20 protein-coding genes, 1 tRNA gene and 3 pseudogenes are annotated in these 17151 nt (G+C 67.2%); 19 read left to right on the top strand and 5 right to left on the bottom strand.

Translation table 11 applies throughout. From position 1 onward, the window contains the following. Window positions 1-304: 304 nt before the first annotated feature. The 11 genes from ACYVE7_RS01560 (at window position 305) to htpX (ending at window position 9958) form a co-directional block, all read left to right on the top strand. Entirely contained in the window at window positions 305-676 is a 372-nt protein-coding gene (locus tag ACYVE7_RS01560; RefSeq protein ID WP_460362504.1) for an NADH-quinone oxidoreductase subunit A, read from the top strand. Then, on the top strand, window positions 667-1338 hold the full coding sequence (locus tag ACYVE7_RS01555; protein ID WP_460362502.1) for an NADH-quinone oxidoreductase subunit B: 672 nt from the start codon (window positions 667-669) through the stop codon (window positions 1336-1338). Before ACYVE7_RS01560 ends, ACYVE7_RS01555 begins: the two co-directional genes overlap by 10 nt. Continuing rightward, window positions 1328-1885 (top strand): NADH-quinone oxidoreductase subunit C, encoded by a 558-nt coding sequence (locus tag ACYVE7_RS01550; protein ID WP_460362500.1) that lies wholly within the window; start codon window positions 1328-1330, stop codon window positions 1883-1885. Before ACYVE7_RS01555 ends, ACYVE7_RS01550 begins: the two co-directional genes overlap by 11 nt. Continuing rightward, window positions 1878-2819 (top strand): complex I subunit 1/NuoH family protein, encoded by a 942-nt coding sequence (locus ACYVE7_RS01545; protein WP_460362498.1) that lies wholly within the window; start codon window positions 1878-1880, stop codon window positions 2817-2819. The genes ACYVE7_RS01550 and ACYVE7_RS01545 overlap by 8 nt, the downstream gene beginning before the upstream one ends. Then, entirely contained in the window at window positions 2816-3295 is a 480-nt protein-coding gene (locus tag ACYVE7_RS01540; RefSeq protein ID WP_460362496.1) for a NuoI/complex I 23 kDa subunit family protein, read from the top strand. Before ACYVE7_RS01545 ends, ACYVE7_RS01540 begins: the two co-directional genes overlap by 4 nt. Further along, the gene (locus tag ACYVE7_RS01535) at window positions 3292-3795 is read left to right on the top strand and encodes an NADH-quinone oxidoreductase subunit J family protein (RefSeq protein WP_460362494.1); all 504 of its coding nucleotides are present in this window, start codon (window positions 3292-3294) and stop codon (window positions 3793-3795) included. Before ACYVE7_RS01540 ends, ACYVE7_RS01535 begins: the two co-directional genes overlap by 4 nt. Further along, window positions 3796-4134 (top strand): NADH-quinone oxidoreductase subunit NuoK, encoded by a 339-nt coding sequence (gene nuoK / locus ACYVE7_RS01530; protein ID WP_460362492.1) that lies wholly within the window; start codon window positions 3796-3798, stop codon window positions 4132-4134. It begins immediately after the preceding gene. Then, a complete protein-coding gene (locus ACYVE7_RS01525; protein ID WP_460362490.1) occupies window positions 4131-6059 on the top strand; it encodes an NADH-quinone oxidoreductase subunit 5 family protein in 1929 nt (642 codons plus the stop codon). Before nuoK ends, ACYVE7_RS01525 begins: the two co-directional genes overlap by 4 nt. Continuing rightward, window positions 6056-7519 carry a complex I subunit 4 family protein gene (locus ACYVE7_RS01520; protein WP_460362488.1) on the top strand — a complete coding sequence of 488 codons (1464 nt, stop codon included), beginning with the start codon at window positions 6056-6058 and terminating at the stop codon, window positions 7517-7519. Before ACYVE7_RS01525 ends, ACYVE7_RS01520 begins: the two co-directional genes overlap by 4 nt. Then, complete coding sequence (locus ACYVE7_RS01515; protein ID WP_460362486.1) at window positions 7519-9033, top strand: NADH-quinone oxidoreductase subunit N; 1515 nt, start codon at window positions 7519-7521, stop codon at window positions 9031-9033. The genes ACYVE7_RS01520 and ACYVE7_RS01515 overlap by 1 nt, the downstream gene beginning before the upstream one ends. Window positions 9034-9112: 79 nt before the next feature. Continuing rightward, a complete protein-coding gene (gene htpX, locus ACYVE7_RS01510; protein WP_460362484.1) occupies window positions 9113-9958 on the top strand; it encodes a zinc metalloprotease HtpX in 846 nt (281 codons plus the stop codon). Between the two features lie 8 nt (window positions 9959-9966). On the opposite strand, the gene ACYVE7_RS01505 is transcribed toward htpX, so the two are convergent. After that, entirely contained in the window at window positions 9967-10716 is a 750-nt protein-coding gene (locus ACYVE7_RS01505) for a GntR family transcriptional regulator (protein WP_460362482.1), read from the bottom strand. 118 nt (window positions 10717-10834) lie between these two features. On the opposite strand from ACYVE7_RS01505, the gene ACYVE7_RS01500 reads away from it, so the two are divergent. The 3 genes from ACYVE7_RS01500 (at window position 10835) to ACYVE7_RS01490 (ending at window position 11992) form a co-directional block, all read left to right on the top strand. After that, the gene (locus ACYVE7_RS01500; protein WP_460362480.1) at window positions 10835-11218 is read left to right on the top strand and encodes an ATP-binding protein; all 384 of its coding nucleotides are present in this window, start codon (window positions 10835-10837) and stop codon (window positions 11216-11218) included. 119 nt (window positions 11219-11337) lie between these two features. Further along, a complete protein-coding gene (locus tag ACYVE7_RS01495; RefSeq protein WP_460362479.1) occupies window positions 11338-11523 on the top strand; it encodes a hypothetical protein in 186 nt (61 codons plus the stop codon). Window positions 11524-11635: 112 nt separating this feature from the next. Further along, complete coding sequence (locus ACYVE7_RS01490) at window positions 11636-11992, top strand: hypothetical protein (protein ID WP_460362478.1); 357 nt, start codon at window positions 11636-11638, stop codon at window positions 11990-11992. Here ACYVE7_RS01490 and ACYVE7_RS01485 read toward each other — a convergent pair. Next, window positions 11989-12480, bottom strand: a complete 492-nt coding sequence (locus tag ACYVE7_RS01485) for a YajQ family cyclic di-GMP-binding protein (protein ID WP_460362477.1) — start codon at window positions 12478-12480, stop codon at window positions 11989-11991. The two genes, ACYVE7_RS01490 and ACYVE7_RS01485, sit on opposite strands and share 4 nt — an antisense overlap. A 130-nt stretch (window positions 12481-12610) precedes the next feature. Between ACYVE7_RS01485 and ACYVE7_RS01480 the strand changes: the two genes are divergently transcribed. Together ACYVE7_RS01480 and ACYVE7_RS01475 are read left to right on the top strand one after the other, a co-directional pair. Next, on the top strand, window positions 12611-13102 hold the full coding sequence (locus tag ACYVE7_RS01480) for a hypothetical protein (RefSeq protein ID WP_460362476.1): 492 nt from the start codon (window positions 12611-12613) through the stop codon (window positions 13100-13102). 84 nt (window positions 13103-13186) lie between these two features. Next, window positions 13187-13268: transfer RNA gene (locus tag ACYVE7_RS01475), tRNA-Tyr, on the top strand. 481 nt (window positions 13269-13749) lie between these two features. Here the strand turns inward: ACYVE7_RS01475 and ACYVE7_RS01470 are convergent. Both ACYVE7_RS01470 and ACYVE7_RS01465 read right to left on the bottom strand, forming a co-directional pair. Beyond that, window positions 13750-14370, bottom strand: a pseudogene (locus ACYVE7_RS01470) (IS3 family transposase); the annotation flags it as partial. Window positions 14371-14389: 19 nt separating this feature from the next. Then, window positions 14390-14509 (bottom strand): annotated as a pseudogene (locus ACYVE7_RS01465) (IS3 family transposase); the annotation flags it as partial. Between the two features lie 35 nt (window positions 14510-14544). Between ACYVE7_RS01465 and ACYVE7_RS01460 the strand changes: the two are divergent. The 3 genes and pseudogenes from ACYVE7_RS01460 to ACYVE7_RS01450 all read left to right on the top strand — a co-directional run. Further along, a pseudogene (locus ACYVE7_RS01460) lies at window positions 14545-14673 on the top strand (IS3 family transposase); the annotation flags it as partial. Next, complete coding sequence (locus ACYVE7_RS01455) at window positions 14665-15018, top strand: DDE-type integrase/transposase/recombinase (protein ID WP_460362506.1); 354 nt, start codon at window positions 14665-14667, stop codon at window positions 15016-15018. The pseudogene ACYVE7_RS01460 and the gene ACYVE7_RS01455, both read left to right, overlap by 9 nt. A gap of 39 nt (window positions 15019-15057) precedes the next feature. Then, window positions 15058-15300: an integrase core domain-containing protein gene (locus tag ACYVE7_RS01450; RefSeq protein WP_460362474.1), complete on the top strand. Its 243-nt coding sequence runs from the start codon at window positions 15058-15060 to the stop codon at window positions 15298-15300. A 224-nt stretch (window positions 15301-15524) separates the two neighbouring features. On the opposite strand, the gene ACYVE7_RS01445 is transcribed toward ACYVE7_RS01450, so the two are convergent. Then, window positions 15525-16883 (bottom strand): Fic family protein, encoded by a 1359-nt coding sequence (locus tag ACYVE7_RS01445; protein WP_460362472.1) that lies wholly within the window; start codon window positions 16881-16883, stop codon window positions 15525-15527. Between the last annotated feature and the right edge of the window lie 268 nt (window positions 16884-17151).

Below are 17151 nucleotides of genomic sequence, written 5' to 3'. Positions count from 1 at the left end.
CGCCGGGCTGGGCCGGGTCGGCGGGCGGGGCCCAGGAGGGGGGCGGGTCGGCGGGCTGGTCCTGGGGAGGGTTCCAGCCCTGGGCGGGTGGGGGCTCTGAGCTCGCAGGTGGCACCGCCGGGTCTTGACCCGGAGGCTGCCAGTTCTGGTCCTGACTCATTTACCGCACCACCCCTAAAGAACGCCTGTACCTGCGCGAAACCCTATGTTTGACCCGTTAGATCAGTAAAGCGGGCCCTGAGTTCGCGCGTACGGGCCAGGGCCTGGCGGATCCGGGGATCGCCGACGGTCTACTCTCTCCCGTGTGCGCGACTACTACGGCTCCTACGTCCTCGTCGCCGTCCTGTTCGTCATCGGTGGCGGAATCGTCGCGGGCGGCCTGACGGCCAACCGCCTGCTGCGGCCCTCGCGGCCCACCCGCGAGAAGCTCCTGACCTACGAGTGCGGTATCGACCCGGTGGGGGAGGGGTGGGCCCAGTCGTATGTGCGTTACTACGTCTTCACCTACCTGTACGTCGTGTTCGCGGTGGACGCGGTGTTCCTGTTCCCCTGGGCGACCATCTTCAGTGCCCAGGGTTACGGAGGTGTGACCCTCGGGGAGATGTTCGTGTTTCTCGGGTTCCTCGCCGTGGGGCTGCTGTACGCGTACAAGAAGGGAGTGCTGACGTGGGTGTAGTCGACCTTCCGGAACCGACGATCGGCCCGCTGTCGAAGGTCGCGCCGAAACCGGTCAAGTTCGTGCTGAACTGGGGCCGCCGGTACTCGCTGTGGGTGTTCAACTTCGGGCTGGCGTGCTGCGCGATCGAGTTCATCGCGACGTCGATGGCCCGGCACGACTTCATCCGCCTCGGCGTGATCCCGTTCGCCCCCGGGCCCCGGCAGGCCGACCTGATGGTCGTGTCCGGGACGGTCAGCGACAAGATGGCTCCGGCCGTCAAGCGGCTGTACGAGCAGATGCCGGAGCCGAAGTACGTGATCTCGTTCGGGTCGTGCGCGAACTGCGGCGGCCCCTACTGGGACTCCTACTGCGTGACCAAGGGCGTCGACCAGCTCATCCCCGTCGACGTGTACGTGCCGGGCTGCCCGCCGCGCCCGGAGGCGCTGCTGCACGGGATCGTCCGGCTGCAGGAGCAGATCGCGAACGAGTCGCTGGCCGACCGTTACGGCGAGACCGTGGCGCCCGCGCCGTCGGTCTGGGAGTACCACCCGACCGTGCTGACCCGCCCCCTCCAGCCCGCCCCGGCCCCACCGGCCGCCCAGGCCGCACCGGCCGCGCCACGCAAGGACACCTCCATCATCGACAACTCGATCGTGCCGGGGTTCGGCGATGACGACTGAGGAACTGGCCGCCGCGTGGGCGGATCGCTTCGGCGAGCAGGCCGAGCTCGGCGAGGCGTTCGGCGAGCTGACCGTCGACGTCCCCGCCGCCCGCTGGCTGGACGCCCTGACCTACGCCCGCGACGACCTGGCCTGCGCGTTCTTCGACTTCCTGACGGGGGTCGACGAGCTCGAGGACGGTTTCCGGATCGTCGTGCACGTCTTCAGCCCGGACGGCCCCCACCATCTCCTCGTCCGCACCCTGGTCCCGCGTGACGCTCCGGTGCTCCCGTCCGCTGTCGGGGTGTACCGGGGCGCGAACTGGCATGAGCGGGAGACCTTCGAGATGTTCGGTGTGGTGTTCGACGGTCATCCCGATCTGAAGCCGCTGCTGCTTCCGGACGGTTTCGAGGGCAACCCGCTGCGCAAGGACTTCGTCCTGGCCGCGCGGGTCGCGAAGCCGTGGCCGGGGGCGAAGGAGCCGGGTGAGGGCGGCGAGCACGGCGCGCCGTCGCGCCGTAAGAACCTGCCCCCTGGTGTTCCGGCGGGTTGGGGGCCGAATGCGTGACGTCATCGCGCTGGCCTTGGTCGCGGTGGCGTTCCTGACGCTGCCGCTGCTGATCGGCCAGGCCGAGCACAAGGTCATGGCGCACATGCAGGGCCGGCTGGGCCCGATGTACGCGGGTGGTTTCCACGGCTGGGCGCAGCTGGTGGCGGACGGCGTGAAGTTCGCGCAGAAGGAGGACGTCGTCCCGGCGGCCGCCGACCGGCGGATCTTCCTGCTGGCGCCGGGTGTGGCGCTGGTGCCGTATCTGGTGGTCCTGGGCGTGATCCCGGTGGGTCCTGGCCAGGTGGCGGTCGATCTGTCGCTGGGGTTGTTCTTCGCGCTGGCCGTGATGGGTGTCGGCGTGATCGGTTCGATCATGGCGGGCTGGGCGTCGGCCAACAAGTACTCGCTGCTCGGCGGGATGCGGGTGGCGGCGCAGCTCGTCTCCTATGAGCTGCCGATGGTGTTCGCGGCGGCGTCGGTGGCGATGGCCGCGGGCACCTTGAGCCTCAGCGGGATCGTCGGGGAGTGGCGGTGGTGGTGGCTGCTGTGGCAGGCGCCGGCCGCGGTCGTGTTCTTCGTGGCGGGCCTGGCGGAGCTGAAGCGTCCGCCGTTCGACATGCCCGTCGCCGACTCGGAGATCATCTTCGGTCCGTACACCGAGTACGGGGGGCTGCGGTTCGCGTTCTTCCTGCTCGCCGAGTACGCCGGGATCCTGGTGCTCTGCGGGCTGACGACCGTGATGTTCCTGGGCGGCTGGAAGGGCCCGTTCCTCGACGGCTTCTGGTGGACCCTCATCAAGATCTTCCTGCTGGCGTTCCTCGTGATCTGGTTCCGGGTCGCGTTCCCGCGGATGCGCGAGGACCAGCTCCAGAAGCTGGCGTGGGCGTATCTGGTGCCGATCGCGCTGGCGCAGCTCGCGCTGACCGGAGTCGTGAAGGTGGCCATCTCATGAAGCTGGGCAAGGGCCTGGCCAAGGGCCTCGCCGTGACGTTGCGGACCATGACCAAACGGACCGTGACCCGCCAGTACCCGGAGGTCGCGCCGGATCTGCCGCCGCGCTCCCGCGGCGTGATCGCGCTGTTCGAGGAGAACTGCACGGTCTGCATGTTGTGCGCCAGGGAGTGCCCCGACTGGTGCATCTACATCGACTCCCACAAGGAGACGATGCCGCAGGAGGGCACGGCGCGCGCCCGGTCGAGGAACGTCCTGGACCGGTTCGCGATCGACTACTCGCTCTGCATGTACTGCGGCATCTGCATCGAGGTGTGCCCGTTCGACGCGCTGTTCTGGTCGCCGGAGTTCGAGTACGCCGCCTACGACATCAGTGAGCTGACCCACGAGAAGGAGCGGCTGCGCGAGTGGATGTGGACGGTCCCACCGCCGCAGCCACCTGAGCTGAACGCCGAGCCGCCGAAGGAGCTCCGGTGACCGCGCAGGAGATCGTTTTCACCGCGCTGGGGGTGCTGGCCGTCGGGTCGGCGGTCCTCGTCGTGACGACGAAGCAGCTCGTCCACGCGGCGCTCTGGCTGGTCGCGACGTTCGGCGCGCTCGCCGGGATGTACCTGGTGCTGACGGCCGAGTTCGTGGCGTGGGTGCAGGTGCTCATCTATGTGGGCGCGATCGTGGTGCTGCTGCTGTTCGGGATCATGCTGACGCGCGCGCCGATCGGCCCGTCCACCGAACTGGACTCGGGCAACCGGCTGGCGGCGCTCGGCGTCGCGGGCGCGACGGCCGCCGTCCTGGTGACCCTGCTGGTCCGTGGCTTCAAGGACGCGAAGATCGAGCTGGACCCCCAGGCCGGGACGGGCGCGGCGCTCGGCGAGGCCCTGTTCCGCAACTGGGTGCTCCCGTTCGAGATCCTGTCGGTGCTGCTGCTCGCGGCGCTGATCGGGGCGATCGTGCTGTCGCGCGGCGGAGGTGACCGTTAGATGCACGTCCTCTACCCGGTGGTGGTGTCCGCCCTGCTGTTCTCCGTGGGGATCTACGGGGTGCTGGCCCGCCGCAACGCGATCCTCGTGCTGATGGCGGCGGAGCTGATGCTCAACGCCGTCAACCTCAACCTCGTCGCCTTCGACGTCTGGCTCCGGGACCGGCTGCACGGCGGCCAGGTCCTCACCCTGTTCACGATCGTCATCGCGGCCGCCGAGGTCGGGCTCGGGCTGGCGATCGTGCTGCTGCTGTTCCGCAATCGCCGCACCATCGACGTCGACCGCCAGGACACCCTGCGTGAACGGGATGACCTGAGCGCATCGGAGGAGGTCGCATGATCGTCCTCGCGGCGCAGGCCGTCCTGCTGCCTTTCCTCGGCGCCGTCCTCGGCCTGCTGGCCGGGCCCCGGATCACCCGCCTGATGACCCTCAACGGCTCGGCCGACGGGAAACCGGGCGGCGGGGCGCGCGGCGCGCTCGGCCCCGTTCTCTGCGCGGTGCTGCCGACCGCGGCGATGACCATGCTGACCGTGGTGATCGGGCTGGCCGCCTGGCGCGACCCCGCCACCAGGACCGGAGTCCTGACCACGATCCCGACGGGCGGACCGCCGATCACGGTCGGGCTGACCGTCGACGGGCTGTCGGCGCTGCTCGGCGTCCTCGTCGGCGCGGTGGCGCTGGCCGTCCAGGTGTACTCGGTCGCCTACATGCGGGACGAGCCGCGCTACTCCTCCTACGCGTCGTTCGTGTCGCTGTTCACGGCGGCGATGCTGCTGGTGATCTTCGCGCGCGACCTGCTGGTGATGTACGTCGGCTGGGAGGTCATGGGCGTCTGCTCGTACTTCCTGATCGGCCACCACTGGGAGAACCTCGACAACGCGCGGGCCGCCGTCAAGGCGTTCCTGGTGACGCGGGTCGGGGACGCCGGGTTCCTGCTCGGCGTCATCGTGCTGGGGATCGGGGCGGGCAGTTTCGACATCCCGACCGTCCTGGCGAAGGTCGGGGAGCTGCCGCACACCACGGTCGTCGTCGCGGCGCTGCTGCTGCTCTGCGGGGTCGCCGGGAAGAGCGCCCAGTTCCCGCTGCACACCTGGCTGCCCGACGCGATGGCGGGCCCCACCCCGATCAGCGCGCTGATCCACGCCGCCACCATGGTCGCCGCCGGGATCTATCTCGTCGCACGGCTCTACCCGGTGTTCCTGGCGGCGCCCGTCGCGCTGACGGTCCTCGGCGTCCTGGCCGCGATCTCCATGGTGGGCGCGGCGCTCGCCGCCCTCGCCCAGGACGACCTCAAACGGGTCCTCGCCTACTCGACGATCAGCCAGCTCGCCTATATGGCGGCGGGCCTGGCCGTCGGGGCGAAGAGCGCGGCGATCTTCCATCTGGTCGCGCACGGCGCGTTCAAGGCGCTGCTGTTCCTGGCGGCCGGCTGCGTGATCCACGCCGTCGGCACCAACCTGCTCGGCGGGATGGGCGGGCTGCGCCGCGCCATGCCCGTCACGTTCGTCTGCATGACGATCGGGTACGCGGCCCTCGTCGGGCTGCCGCCGTTCTCCGGCTTCTTCTCCAAGGACGCGATCATCGAAGGCGCCCAGGAGCTGGCGTTCAATGGCGGCGAACAGCACCGCGGCTGGTTCGCCTACGAACCGTTCGACGGCGCGGGGCTCGCGGTCCAGCCCGGCTGGGCCGCCTGGCTGATCTACCTGGCGATGCTGGTGACGGTCTTCCTGACCGCCGCCTACGCGCTGCGCGCCTGGCTGATGACCTTCTTCGGCGCCCCGCGGGCCGCCGCCCACGAAGCCCCGCCGCTGATGCGCTGGCCGCTGGTGCTCCTCGCGATCCCCGCGGCCGGGCTCGGCTTCTTCGGCCTCGGCGCCGACGAGCTCCGCCCCCACCTCGGCACCGCCGCGATGTCGCTGCTGTTCGCCGCCGCCGGGGCCGCCGTCACCTATCTGACCTGGCGCGACGACCCCGAAGCCGATCCGGCCCGGCGGCTCGGCCGCTTCCGTCCCGTCCTCGCGAACGCGTTCTACGTCGACACGTTCTACGACCTGACCGTGGTCCGGCCGGTGCGGGCGCTGGCCCGCGGCGTCCGCGGCTTCGACACCCACGTGGTGGACGGGGCCGTCGAAGGGACCGTCCCGCTGCTGCGGCGGCTCGGCGCGCTCGCGCGGATCCCCCAGTCGGGCAACGCCCAGACCTACCTGACCGGCGTCCTCGCCGGAGCGGTCTTCCTCGTCCTCGCGGTGGTGACGCTGACATGAGCGCGATCCTGCTCCTCCTGACCCTCGTCGCGGCGCTCGCCGTGCCACTGGTGCGCGGCAACCCCGTCAGGTTCGGGCTCTGGACGTCGGGCGCGCTGCTGGCCTGGACCGTCCTGATGGGCTCGACGTTCGACTACGGCGCGTCCCAGCGGATGCAGCACGCGACCGACTGGTCGTGGATCCCCGCGCTCGGCGTCCGGTTCCATCTCGGCGTCGACGGGGTGTCGCTGCCGCTGGTCGTGCTGACCGCCCTGCTCACCTTCCTGTGCTTCGTGTACCTCGGGAAACAGGACACGGCCGAGCCCGCCCTGCTGACGGCGCTGCTGCTGCTCCTGCAGTTCGGGATGCTCGGCACGTTCCTCTCCCTCGACCTGCTGCTGTTCTTCGTGTTCTTCGAGGTCGTCCTGCTGCCGATGTACGTGATCATCGCGCGGTGGGGCGGGCCCGGACGGCGGCACGCGTCCTACAAGTTCATCCTGTACACGCTGGTCGGCTCCGGGTTCCTGCTGGTCGGCCTGCTGCTGATCGGCGTCAACGCCGGCACCCTCGACATGGTCGAACTGGCCGAACGGCACGGGTTCGGGCTCTCCCACGGCGTCCAGGTCGCGGCGTTCCTGTTCCTCGGGATCGGGCTCGCGGTCAAGGCCCCGATGTGGCCGCTGCACACCTGGCTGCCCGACGCCCACACCGAGGCGCCGACCGTCGGGTCGGTGCTGCTGGCCGGGGTGCTGCTCAAGATGGGCACCTACGGGTTCGTCCGGATCGGGCTGCCCGCCCTGCCCGAAGGCGCGCAGGTGTGGGCGCCGTGGCTCGGCTGCCTCGCCGTCGTCGGGATCGTCTACGGGGCGCTCGCCTGCCTCGCCCAGACCGAACTCAAACGCATGATCGCCTACTCGTCGGTCGGGCACATGGGGTTCGTGCTGCTCGGCATCGCCACCCTGACGCCCATCGGCGTCAACGCCGCCCTGTTCGGCAACATCGCCCACGGACTGATCACCGGACTGCTGTTCTTCCTCGCCGGCTCCGTCAAGGACCGGTACGGCACCGGGCAGCTCGACGAGATCGGCGGCGGGATGTTCGGCCGCGCGCCACGGCTCGGCTCCGTGCTGGCGTTCGCGTGCGTCGCGTCGCTCGGGCTGCCAGGGCTCGCCGGGTTCTGGGGCGAGATGCTGGCGCTGGCCGGCTCGTACAAGCCGTCCTCGGGGCTGCCCCGGGAGACCTTCGTGACGTTCATGGGCGTCGCCGCCGTCGGCGCGGTCCTCACCGCCGCCTACTTCCTGCGACTGCTCAAGAAGATCACCCAGGGGCCGCCGTCCGGCGGGGCCCTCACGGACGTCCGGCCGCTGGAGTGGGCCGCCTGGACCCCGTTGATCGTGCTGATCCTGCTGGTGGGGCTCTGGCCCAAGACCCTGCTCGCCCTGACGGACGCTCCCGTCCGCGCGCTGATCGGAGCCGGCTGATGAGCGTCATCCAGGAGATCGACTACACGGCCGTCGGGCCGGTGCTGGTGGTCGCGCTCGGCGCGATCGCGCTGCTGCTCGCCGACCTGTTCGACGTCGGACGGCGCGTGCTGGGCTGGGCCGCGGCGGGGCTGCTGGCCGTCGCGCTCGGCACGGTGTTCGCGCTCGTGCCCGGCGACGACCGCGCCACCTTCTGCGTGCCCGCGACCCTCGCCACCGAAGGGCCCGCCGCCTGCTCCTACGTCGCCGACGGGTTCACCCTCGTGTTCCAGGGGATCGTCCTGGCGGCCGCCCTCGTCGTCGTGCTGATGTCGATGAGCGAGGTGGCGCGGCTGTCGCTGCCCGTGGGGGAGTACTACTTCCTGCTGTTCTGCTCGATCGCCGGGGTGCTCGCGCTGGTCGCCGCCCGCGACCTGGTGATCCTCGTGGTCGGCCTCGAAACGCTCTCGCTGCCGGTGTTCGCGCTGGTCGCGCTGAAACGGTACGACGGGAAGGCCACCGAGGCCGCCGTCAAACTGTTCCTGGTGTCCGTGGTGTCGGCGGCGGTGCTGCTGTTCGGGATCAGCCTCGTCTACGGGGCGACCGGATCGATGTACTTCAACCGGATCGCCCTGGTCGCGGTCTCCGGCGAGATGCAGCCGGTGCTCGCCGCCGGGATCGTCATGGTGATCGTCGGATTTGGGTTCAAGGTGGCGGCCGTGCCGTTCCACTTCTGGGCGCCCGACGTCTACCAGGGCGCGCCCCTGCCGGTGGCGGCGTTCCTGTCCGTCGTGTCGAAGGCCGGCGGGTTCGCCGGGCTGGCACTGGTCGTGATGCTGGCGTTCCCGCAGCAGGGGAAGGTGTGGGGGCCGCTGCTGGCGGTGCTCGCGGCCGTCACCATGACCGTCGGGAACGTGATGGCGCTGCGGCAGACCGACGCCGTCCGGCTGCTGGCCTGGTCATCGGTCGCCCAGTCCGGGTACATGATCGCGCCGCTGGCGGTCGGGCAGTTCCACATCAGGGACGCGGTGGCGGCGACGGCCGGGTATCTGGCCTTCTACTCGGTGATGAACCTGGGGGCGTTCGCGGTGGTCACCGGGTTCGCGGGGCGTGTGTTCCAGGGGTCGGCGGAGTACACGGAACACCCGATGGACGACAACGACAACCGGATCGGCGACTACCAGGGGATGGCGCGGGTGACGCCCTGGTACGGGGTGGCGCTCGCGTTCTTCCTGGTCTGCCTGGCGGGGCTGCCGCCGGGCGTCATGGGGCTGCTGGCGAAGATCCTGGTGTTCCGGGCGGTGCTGACCGAGCCGGTGACGTGGCTGGCGGTCGTCATGGCCGTCAACACCGCGATCGGGCTGTACTACTACCTGCGGTGGGCGGTGCGGCTGTTCGGGGCGGCGCCGTCGCGGCGGTACCAGTTGCCGTGGGAGCTGGGGCTGCGGGGGGCCGTCGCGGTGACGGCCGTCGGGGCGGTTGTGCTGTCGGTCGCGCCGCAGTTGCTGCTGCAGGCGACCCTCGCCTTGGGATGACCGGGCTTGGGATGATCGGAACGAATCGGCGACCGGCCGCGTTGTTTTCAGGTGTGAGGCCAAGGGGAGGTCTAGCACCATGAACGGCTTGAAGACGGCGCTGCTGATCGGTGCGCTGTCGGCATTGATCATGCTGGTGGGGTGGGGGCTCGGTGGTTCCGGCGGGCTGACCATCGCGTTTCTGATCGCGCTGGTCAGTAACGGTGTCGCCTACTTCTTCAGCGACAAGATCGCGTTGCGGTCGATGCGGGCGCATCCCGTCAGCGAGGTCGAGGCGCCCGCGCTGTACGCGATGGTGCGGGAGCTGTCGAACACGGCCCGCCAGCCGATGCCGCGCCTGTACATCTCCGAGACGCCGCAGCCCAACGCGTTCGCGACGGGCCGCAATCCGCGCAACGCGGCCGTCTGCGTCACCCGCGGCATCCTGCAGATGCTGGACGAGCGGGAGCTCCGCGCCGTCATCGGCCACGAGCTGTCGCACGTCTACAACCGCGACATCCTCATCTCGTCGGTCGCGGCGGCCCTGGCGACCGTCATCACCTATCTGACGTACCTGGGGATGCTGCTGCCGGGTCGCTCCAACAACGACAACGGCCCAGGCCCCATCGGCGCGCTCCTCATGGTCTTCCTGGGCCCTCTGGCCGCGGGCGTCATCCAAATGGCCATCAGCCGCACCCGCGAATACCAGGCCGACGAATCCGGCGCCGAACTCTCCGGCGACCCCTTGGCCCTGGCCAGCGCCCTCCGCAAGATCGAAGGCGGCGTCCGAGCCATGCCCCTCCCGCAGGACCCCGCCATCGAATCCACCAGCGCCCTCATGATCGCCAACCCTTTCACCGGCGGCGGCATGGCCAAACTCTTCTCCACCCACCCCCCCACCGCCGACCGCATAGCCCGCCTAGAACGCATGGCCAACCACCCCTAGCGGGCGCTCTAGGCCGGGTCGACCGGGATGACGTAGGCGAGTTCATAGCGGTCGACCGGTACGACGATGTTCGCGGTTTCGACCGGCCGCTCGTCCGTTGTGTAGGTCCGCTGGATCACGATCACCGTCGAGCCGATCGCGGTGCCCAGCTCGCGCGCCTCGTCGGCCAGGACGGCGCGCGCCGTCACGATCTCCGTGGCCAGTCGGATCTCCACCCCGATCGCGCGCATCCGCTCGACCACCCCGCGTCCCGCGTACGGGCCGTCCTCGGGCATCATCACGTCGGTGCCGCCCGTGAGGATGAGCGGCTCCCATGACGTCGACAGCATGACCGGATCGCCGTCGGCGGTGAACACGTAGTGCGTCCGCATGACCTGGCCGCCTGGTTCGAGGGCGAGCCGATCGGCGATTTCGGGCGGGGCGGCGACCGTCTCGGACGAGGACTCCCATCCGCCGCTGCGGCTCTGGGCCGCCATGTCGGCGCGGAAGGGCGAGTCGCGGCGCTGGTCGCGGTACCAGGAGCGGGTGAGGCGGCGGAGCGGCGGCCGTTCCCGGACGTAGGTGCCCGATCCGCTACGGGAGACGACGGCCCCTTCGCCGACCAGGACGCGGACGGCGTTGACGGCGACGCCGTCCGAGACGCTGTAGGTGGCGGCGAGCTGGTGACGGGAGGGGAGTTTCGCGCCGGGCTCCAGCCTGCCGTCTCGGATCTGCTGGCGCAGGTCGTCAGCGATGCGCAGGTATGCGGGCTGGGTCACGTGTGCTCCGAAGGGTGCGCGGGTTGTGCCGAGTAGCTTGACAGGCTGAGTGCACAACCCTCAAGCTGCGTATACAGCTTACGTTCCTGTATATGCAGATCGGCGCACCGAGGTGGTCATGGAGACGCACGAGACCCTGTCGAAAGGCCCGTCGTCCGTGGCCGCCGCCCGCGCCACCGCCCGCGCGGCGCTGGCCGGAACGCCGATCGCCGACGACGCCGAGCTGGTCACTTCCGAGCTCGTCACGAACGCCCTGCGCCACGGCAGCGGCCCCGACGACGAGATCACCGTGAGAATCACTCGCCGCCTTGGGTCGGCGCGCATCGCCGTCACCGACACCGGGGCCCGCGTGTGGAACGGCCGGGTGGTCGACGCGGACGAGGCGGAGGAGTCCGGGCGCGGGCTGCTGATCGTCGCCGAGCTGGCCGCGAAACTCGGCCACGACGTGCGGGCCGGCGAGCAGACCGTCTGGGTCGAACTCGTCTGGAACGAAGCCCCCTGATCGCCGCGGCGGCGTGCGTGACAGCCCCCGAGCCGTGCGCCGCCGCGGTCCCGAACGGAAAGCGAGTCCGACCCATGAATAACGCCACAATCCCGGCCTCACTAACGCGGCTCCGGGAGATGTTCAAGGGGTGGCATATCCGGCCGTCGCGGAATGCGCGGACGTTCGTGGCGACGCGGATGGATCGGGGCGGGCTGACGTCGGATGAGCTGTATGCGGGGCTCGCGATGACCCTGGTCGAAGACACTCCGGACAAACTGCGCGAAGCGTTGGCCCAGCAGGCCGAGATCGAGGGCACGCTGTGACGGCGTTCGGGATCGTGGGCGCGGTACTGCTGGCGGGGTTCGCGCTGACGATGCTCGGCGCGCTCGTCGTCGGGGCGATCCGTGAGTTCGTCGGGCTAGGCGGGCGGCACCGGTGAACGGGCTCCCGGGCCGTGACGGCCTGACCTTCCTGCACACGGGCGCGGCAGCGGAGGCGATCGAGTCCTTGCGGAGCCACCTGCGCGAGGTGGAGTGCGAGCAGGGCGGGTTCGTGTCGTTCCCCGCGCTGAAAATCGTAGGCGCGGCGGGTGAACTGCTCGTTTCTGCGCGGCAGGGGGCGGGGCAGGTGGAGTTCCTGGCGGCCGTCACCCCCGAGCAGCGCCACCGAGACCCGCTGACCGTGATCGGGGGCATCGGTGACGTCGCCGAGGTCGCGCGGCTCGTCGAGCGGCACGTGACCGGACGCCGGACGGTCCCCGGGCACGAGCGGCCCGAGGACCCGAAGGCCTAGCGGTAGTTGGTGAACTGGAGGGCGACGTCGAGGTCCTTGCCCTTGAGCAGGGACATGACGTCCTGGAGCTCGTCCTTCTTCTTGGACGAGACGCGCAGCTCGTCGCCCTGGATCTGCGCCTTGACGCCCTTCGGACCCTCCTCGCGGATGATCTTCCCGATCTTCTTGGCGTCCTCCTGGGAGATGCCCTCCTTCAGGTTGATCACCATCTTGTAGATCTTGCCGGAGGGCTTCGGGTCGCCCGCGTCGAGGATCTTCAGCGAGAGGCCGCGCTTGATCAGCTTCTCTTTGAAGACGTCGAGGACGGCGTTGACGCGCTCCTCGCTGTTGGCCTGGATCTCGATGGTCTCGCCGGACCATCTGATGCCGGCGTCCACGTTGCGGAAGTCGAAGCGGTTGGCGACCTCCTTGGCCGCCTGGTTCAGCGCGTTGTCGGTCTCCTGCCGGTCCAGCTTGGAGACGATGTCGAACGAACTCTCGGATGCCACGGTGACGAGTCCTAACGGATTGTGACGATCTAGATGGGGTAGAGCCCCTATCGGAGGGGCTCCGACCTACCAGTCTGGCAGCCCCACCCCACCGTCCGCTCACCAAGACATCCGTTCAGGGGGATCCGGTATGTCACGCTCACTCATCTACACCGTCCCACTCTCCGTAGCCCTGGCCCTCACCGCCACCGCCTGCGGCCACGGCGACCCCACCGCCAAAGCCTCCCGAGAGGCCGCCCCCGCCAAATCCGCCGCCTCAAACGGCGTAGACGCAGCCAAAACCGCCGCCTCCGACGGCGTAGACGCAGCCAAAACCGCCGCCTCCGACGGCGTGGACACAGCCAAAACCGCCGCGTCGGACGGAGTGGACGCCGCAAAGACCGCCGCCTCAGACGGCGCGAACGCCGTCAAAACCGACGCAGCCAACGGCGTAGGCGCCGTAGCCTCCGACGTCCCCACCCCCGCCACCGCGTCCCCGGCCTCCGCTTCCCCCAAGCCCCTCCCCACCGCAAAAAACGTCACCAAGGGCAAGCCCTGCCCCACCACCAACCAGAAGGGCAAAACCAAGTCCGGCACCACCCTGACCTGCAAGTGGGTCAACGGCAACCGAGTCTGGTCCTAACCCGCCCCCGCCCCGTCCCCCCACCCGAGTTGCACAACCCACTCCCCACATCCGCTAGTATTTCTCCTGTCGCAAGCGACGCAAGGCGGTTTGCCCGAGTGGCCAAAGGGAGCAGACTGTAAATCTGCCGGCTCAGCCTACGGTGGTTCGAACCCACCAGCCGCCACACCTTGCAAAAGGCCCGCTGACCTGGGAATCCAGGCAGCGGGCCTTTCGCGTTCCGCCTGGCTGTCCACGCCTGTCAACGGCCTTCTACGGGCTTCTGTACCCAATGCGTGCCCATGTTTCAGGAGCCGGGATCGTCGCCGCGAGTGGCTCGGTAGATGCGTTCCTTGGCTGCTGACGCACTTGGCGTAGACCTTGAGAAGGACGGCGACGCTGTGCCCCGCCCAGACGGCGACCTGGGCAGCGGGAACCCCTGCGGCGAGCCAGGTCGAGACGGCGGCGTGCCGGAGATCGTAGGGACGTCTGGCCAGGGGCGAGGCGGCTTCCTTGGAGGTGAGTCCGTCCGCTCTGGCCTTCTTCCAGACGGCCAGGTAAGCGCGGTCGGTGATGTGCCCTCCGCGCTGGCCGAAGAACACACGACCACCATCCCCGGCCTGCGCCCAGCCCTGATCCAGGTGGTGGCTGAAGCGCCCCCGAGTTCGTTAGAGACTCTCGGTGGTGGCTGTGAGCTGGGGTTTCGTGGTGGACAGGTAGTAGTTGGTTTCGTATTCAGCGGGTGGGATGTGGCCGATCTCACCGTGGAGTCGGCGGTGGTTGTACCAGTCCGTCCATTCCGCGGTGGCGAGTTCGACCTGCGACAACGTCTTCCAGGGGCCTCGCCGTTTGATCACTTCGGTTTTGAACAGGCCGATCGTCGACTCCATGAGGGCGTTGTCGTAGGCGTCGCCGACTGCTCCGATCGAGGCGGCGATCCCGGCGTTCTCGAGGTGTTCGGCCAGCTTGAAGCTGGTGTATTGGCTGCCGGCGTCCGAGTGATGCACCAGTTCGCCCCGCTGGTGAGGGCGGCCGTCGCGGTCACGCTGCCACAACCCCATCTCCAGGGCGTCCAGGACGAGCCGGGTCTGCTTGCTGGTGGATGCGGCCCAGCCGACGATCCGGCGGGAGAAGGTGTCGACGACGAACGCGACGTAGACGACCCCGTTCCAGGCGGCGACGTGAGTGAAGTCCGCGACCCAGCAGCGGTTCGGCGCGACGGCGACGAAGTCCCGGTCGACCAGGTCCGGCGCCCGCGCCGCCTGCGGGTCTGTGATCGTGGTGACGACCTTCTTCCCGCGGACGGCACCGGCGGATCCCGAGGTCGCTCATCAGTCGCTCCACGGTGCAGCGGGCGACCTGATGGCCTCGGCGGTGGAGTTCCCGCCAGATCTTCCGGGCCCCCCGGATTCTACGAATGGAGAACACGCCCGGAATCGGCGACCGCTCGCCGGCGGGACGAGCTTAAATCCTGGGTGCAGTTCTTCTTCGAAGCCTCCGATGGCACGTACGGATACCGGCGGATCCACGCCGACCTGGCCGACCACGGTGTGCCGGTCGGGCCTGAACTGGTCCGCTCCGTCATGCGCGAGCTCGGCTTGGAGCCTTGCCAGCCCAAGCCTTGCCAGCCCAAGCCTTGGCGGCTGAGTCTGACCGAGCAGGACGGCCAGGAGCACCACATCCCCGACCTCGTCCAGCGCGACTTCACCGCCCAAGCGCCAGGCGAGAAACTCGTCGGGGACGTCACCTATATCGAAACCTGGGAAGGTTGGGTCTATCTCGCCACCGTCATCGATTGCTTCACCAAAGCCGTCATCGGCTGGGCGATCGGCGACAACTACAAGACACCCCTCATCGAGAAAGCCATCGAAATGGCGGCCAGCAATCACGACTTGGCCGATGAGGCGATCTTCCACAGCGACCGCGGCAGCAATTAAACGTCCAAGAAGTTCGCCGCGACACTGCGCCGCCTCCGCATGCGTCAATCCGTCGGCCGGACCGGCACCTGCTGGGATAACGCAATGGCCGAGTCGTTCTTCTCCGCACTGAAGAACGAACGCGTCCACCGCACCGAATACCCCACTCGCGATCATGCCCGACGAGACATCATCCGCTACATTGAATTCTGGTACAATCCCAAACGCCGCCATTCAGCACTTGGCTACAAGAGCCCCGCTCAAGCCCACGCCGAATACCTAAACAACCAGCTCGCGGCATGAGCCGACCGTAAATACAGCTGTCCGGAACCTTCGAGGCACCTCACCTAGTGTTGGAGGCCTCTTTGCTCCGCCGCACTAAGTGGAAGTGAGGGCGGCAGGTGAGGCCTGCACTGTAGATGAGAGCTTCCTTGCAGTCTATAACGGCACACTATGCGCCGGTTCATCTGGTCCGGCTAGCCCATGCGGACCGACTTTAAATCATGATCTACCGCTGCCGCCACTAACTAAGGGCTTCTACGTCCTTGGCCCGACTTGAGTCGTTCATTCATTTCAACGGCCGGTATCCAAACGAAGCTCTTACCCATTTTCCTCTTGGTCAGGATGCCAAGATTCTCGAGATTGATCAGATCTTGCCTGGCGGTTTCCCTTGCCACGCCATGACTAGTGCTATGTGATATTGCGGTGAAATGTGTCCCTGGATTCTTCATTGCGCGGTCGATTATTGCGAGCTGTCGATAGTTGTAGACGCCAGGCATCTCTGCTAGTGATCGCTGAAGATTCTGAAGCTCTTCGACTTTTGAATCAAGATACGAATGGAGGTCCTTGATGGATCGGATTACCACATTCAGATGGTAGATAATAAAATAGGTTAGATCTCCTTCATCTTGTTCAGAATGCAAGAAGCTTCTGGCGTACTGGCCGGGCGCGCCTTTCAGAATCCGGGAGATGGAGATAAACTCTGTCAGCCAGAATCCCTGATTGAGCATCGACCAATAGAAGAGTGTCCGAGAAGTTCTACCATTGCCGTCCTCAAAGGGATGTAGGTAGGCAATGGCGAAGTGCACGATTATCGCCCGGACGACGGGTGGAATATAAGCGTCTCCCAATTCTCCATTTGCGAAGTCACATATAAGCTGAGCATTCTCCGCAATCTTGTCCGCTGGCGGGGGGTCATGGAGAAGGTCGCCTTCGTTGCTGTAAACTCCGACCCTATCCTCATCTGCTCGCTGGAACCTGCCAGCGGCATCAGGATTATCCAGTGTTCCATCGGTGATTATCCGATGCAGATCCAGTATAAATTCTACGGTGAGTTTCTCCTCTGGAATCGATCTTATTCTTTGCATCGCATAGTAGTTGTTAAGGATCATCCTTTCGTCTCGAGTCTTTGGCTTTCGCCCGCTGCGAATCATCTCTTTTGCGTCGCGCCGGGTGGTTGCGGCTCCCTCTAGTTGGCTAGAAGTTATTGCCTCCTCTATCAGTGAGTTGACGATGTACCGATCGCGTGTAGATGAATTGGTGACCTGCTCGTTGATGCCAATAAAGCCGCTCGCATTGCGATTTATGTATTCGATCGCTTTTAGGGCTTCATCGGTTATGGTGTAGGTGAAATTCCTGCCGTTCTTATCTTTTAGCGGAATGGCGCGCTGTGCCGACTGTCTTGCAATCTTTATTGCGACCCACCATTCTTCGACACTCAGGTCGCCAGGGGGCTCTTTGAATCGAAGTTTGTCCCATGCAATATAAGGCTCTGAAACGACATTAGGTGACGCCTGCGTAAATATTCTAATTAGTCGATGCGGATTAGTTGACGATAGTTCTGCGAGGATCTTTTTAGTATCTGGGGGCTGCTTGGGTATCTTCATCTAGTTAGTTCCTGTAGTAGGTAGAAGCCTTGCTGCCAGTTCTAGCGAAGTTGGCACTTGCAAGATACCCTGCACGACCCGTAGAGGTGCTCCAAGGAGTCAAGGTCGCGGTGAGATTCTTGCCGGGTTGGATGCGGCTACTTCCCCTACAAGCGACGCAGCGACTCACCGGAGGTTGATCTGCCAGGTTGGCAGGAGCTGGCGGGAGCTGGCGGGAGCTGGCGGGAGTTGATCTGCCAGGTTGGCAGGAGCTGGCAGGAACTGGCGG

The organism is Actinocorallia lasiicapitis (assembly GCF_054778695.1).
This window is presented reverse-complemented; position numbering and strand designations above follow the sequence as displayed.

Bases quoted from the DNA above. Each gene is read 5' to 3' on its own strand.
- ACYVE7_RS01455 (WP_460362506.1), top strand. From the start codon at position 14,665: ATGCGCGAGCTCGGCTTGGAGCCTTGCCAGCCCAAGCCTTGCCAGCCC.
- ACYVE7_RS01540 (WP_460362496.1), top strand. From the start codon at position 2,816: ATGAAGCTGGGCAAGGGCCTGGCCAAGGGCCTCGCCGTGACGTTGCGG.
- ACYVE7_RS01545 (WP_460362498.1), top strand. From the start codon at position 1,878: ATGCGTGACGTCATCGCGCTGGCCTTGGTCGCGGTGGCGTTCCTGACG.
- ACYVE7_RS01495 (WP_460362479.1), top strand. From the start codon at position 11,338: ATGTTCAAGGGGTGGCATATCCGGCCGTCGCGGAATGCGCGGACGTTC.
- ACYVE7_RS01550 (WP_460362500.1), top strand. From the start codon at position 1,328: ATGACGACTGAGGAACTGGCCGCCGCGTGGGCGGATCGCTTCGGCGAG.
- ACYVE7_RS01520 (WP_460362488.1), top strand. From the start codon at position 6,056: ATGAGCGCGATCCTGCTCCTCCTGACCCTCGTCGCGGCGCTCGCCGTG.
- htpX (WP_460362484.1), top strand. From the start codon at position 9,113: ATGAACGGCTTGAAGACGGCGCTGCTGATCGGTGCGCTGTCGGCATTG.
- ACYVE7_RS01515 (WP_460362486.1), top strand. From the start codon at position 7,519: ATGAGCGTCATCCAGGAGATCGACTACACGGCCGTCGGGCCGGTGCTG.
- ACYVE7_RS01500 (WP_460362480.1), top strand. From the start codon at position 10,835: ATGGAGACGCACGAGACCCTGTCGAAAGGCCCGTCGTCCGTGGCCGCC.
- ACYVE7_RS01450 (WP_460362474.1), top strand. From the start codon at position 15,058: ATGCGTCAATCCGTCGGCCGGACCGGCACCTGCTGGGATAACGCAATG.
- ACYVE7_RS01480 (WP_460362476.1), top strand. From the start codon at position 12,611: ATGTCACGCTCACTCATCTACACCGTCCCACTCTCCGTAGCCCTGGCC.
- nuoK (WP_460362492.1), top strand. From the start codon at position 3,796: ATGCACGTCCTCTACCCGGTGGTGGTGTCCGCCCTGCTGTTCTCCGTG.
- ACYVE7_RS01445 (WP_460362472.1), bottom strand. From the start codon at position 16,883: ATGAAGATACCCAAGCAGCCCCCAGATACTAAAAAGATCCTCGCAGAA.
- ACYVE7_RS01525 (WP_460362490.1), top strand. From the start codon at position 4,131: ATGATCGTCCTCGCGGCGCAGGCCGTCCTGCTGCCTTTCCTCGGCGCC.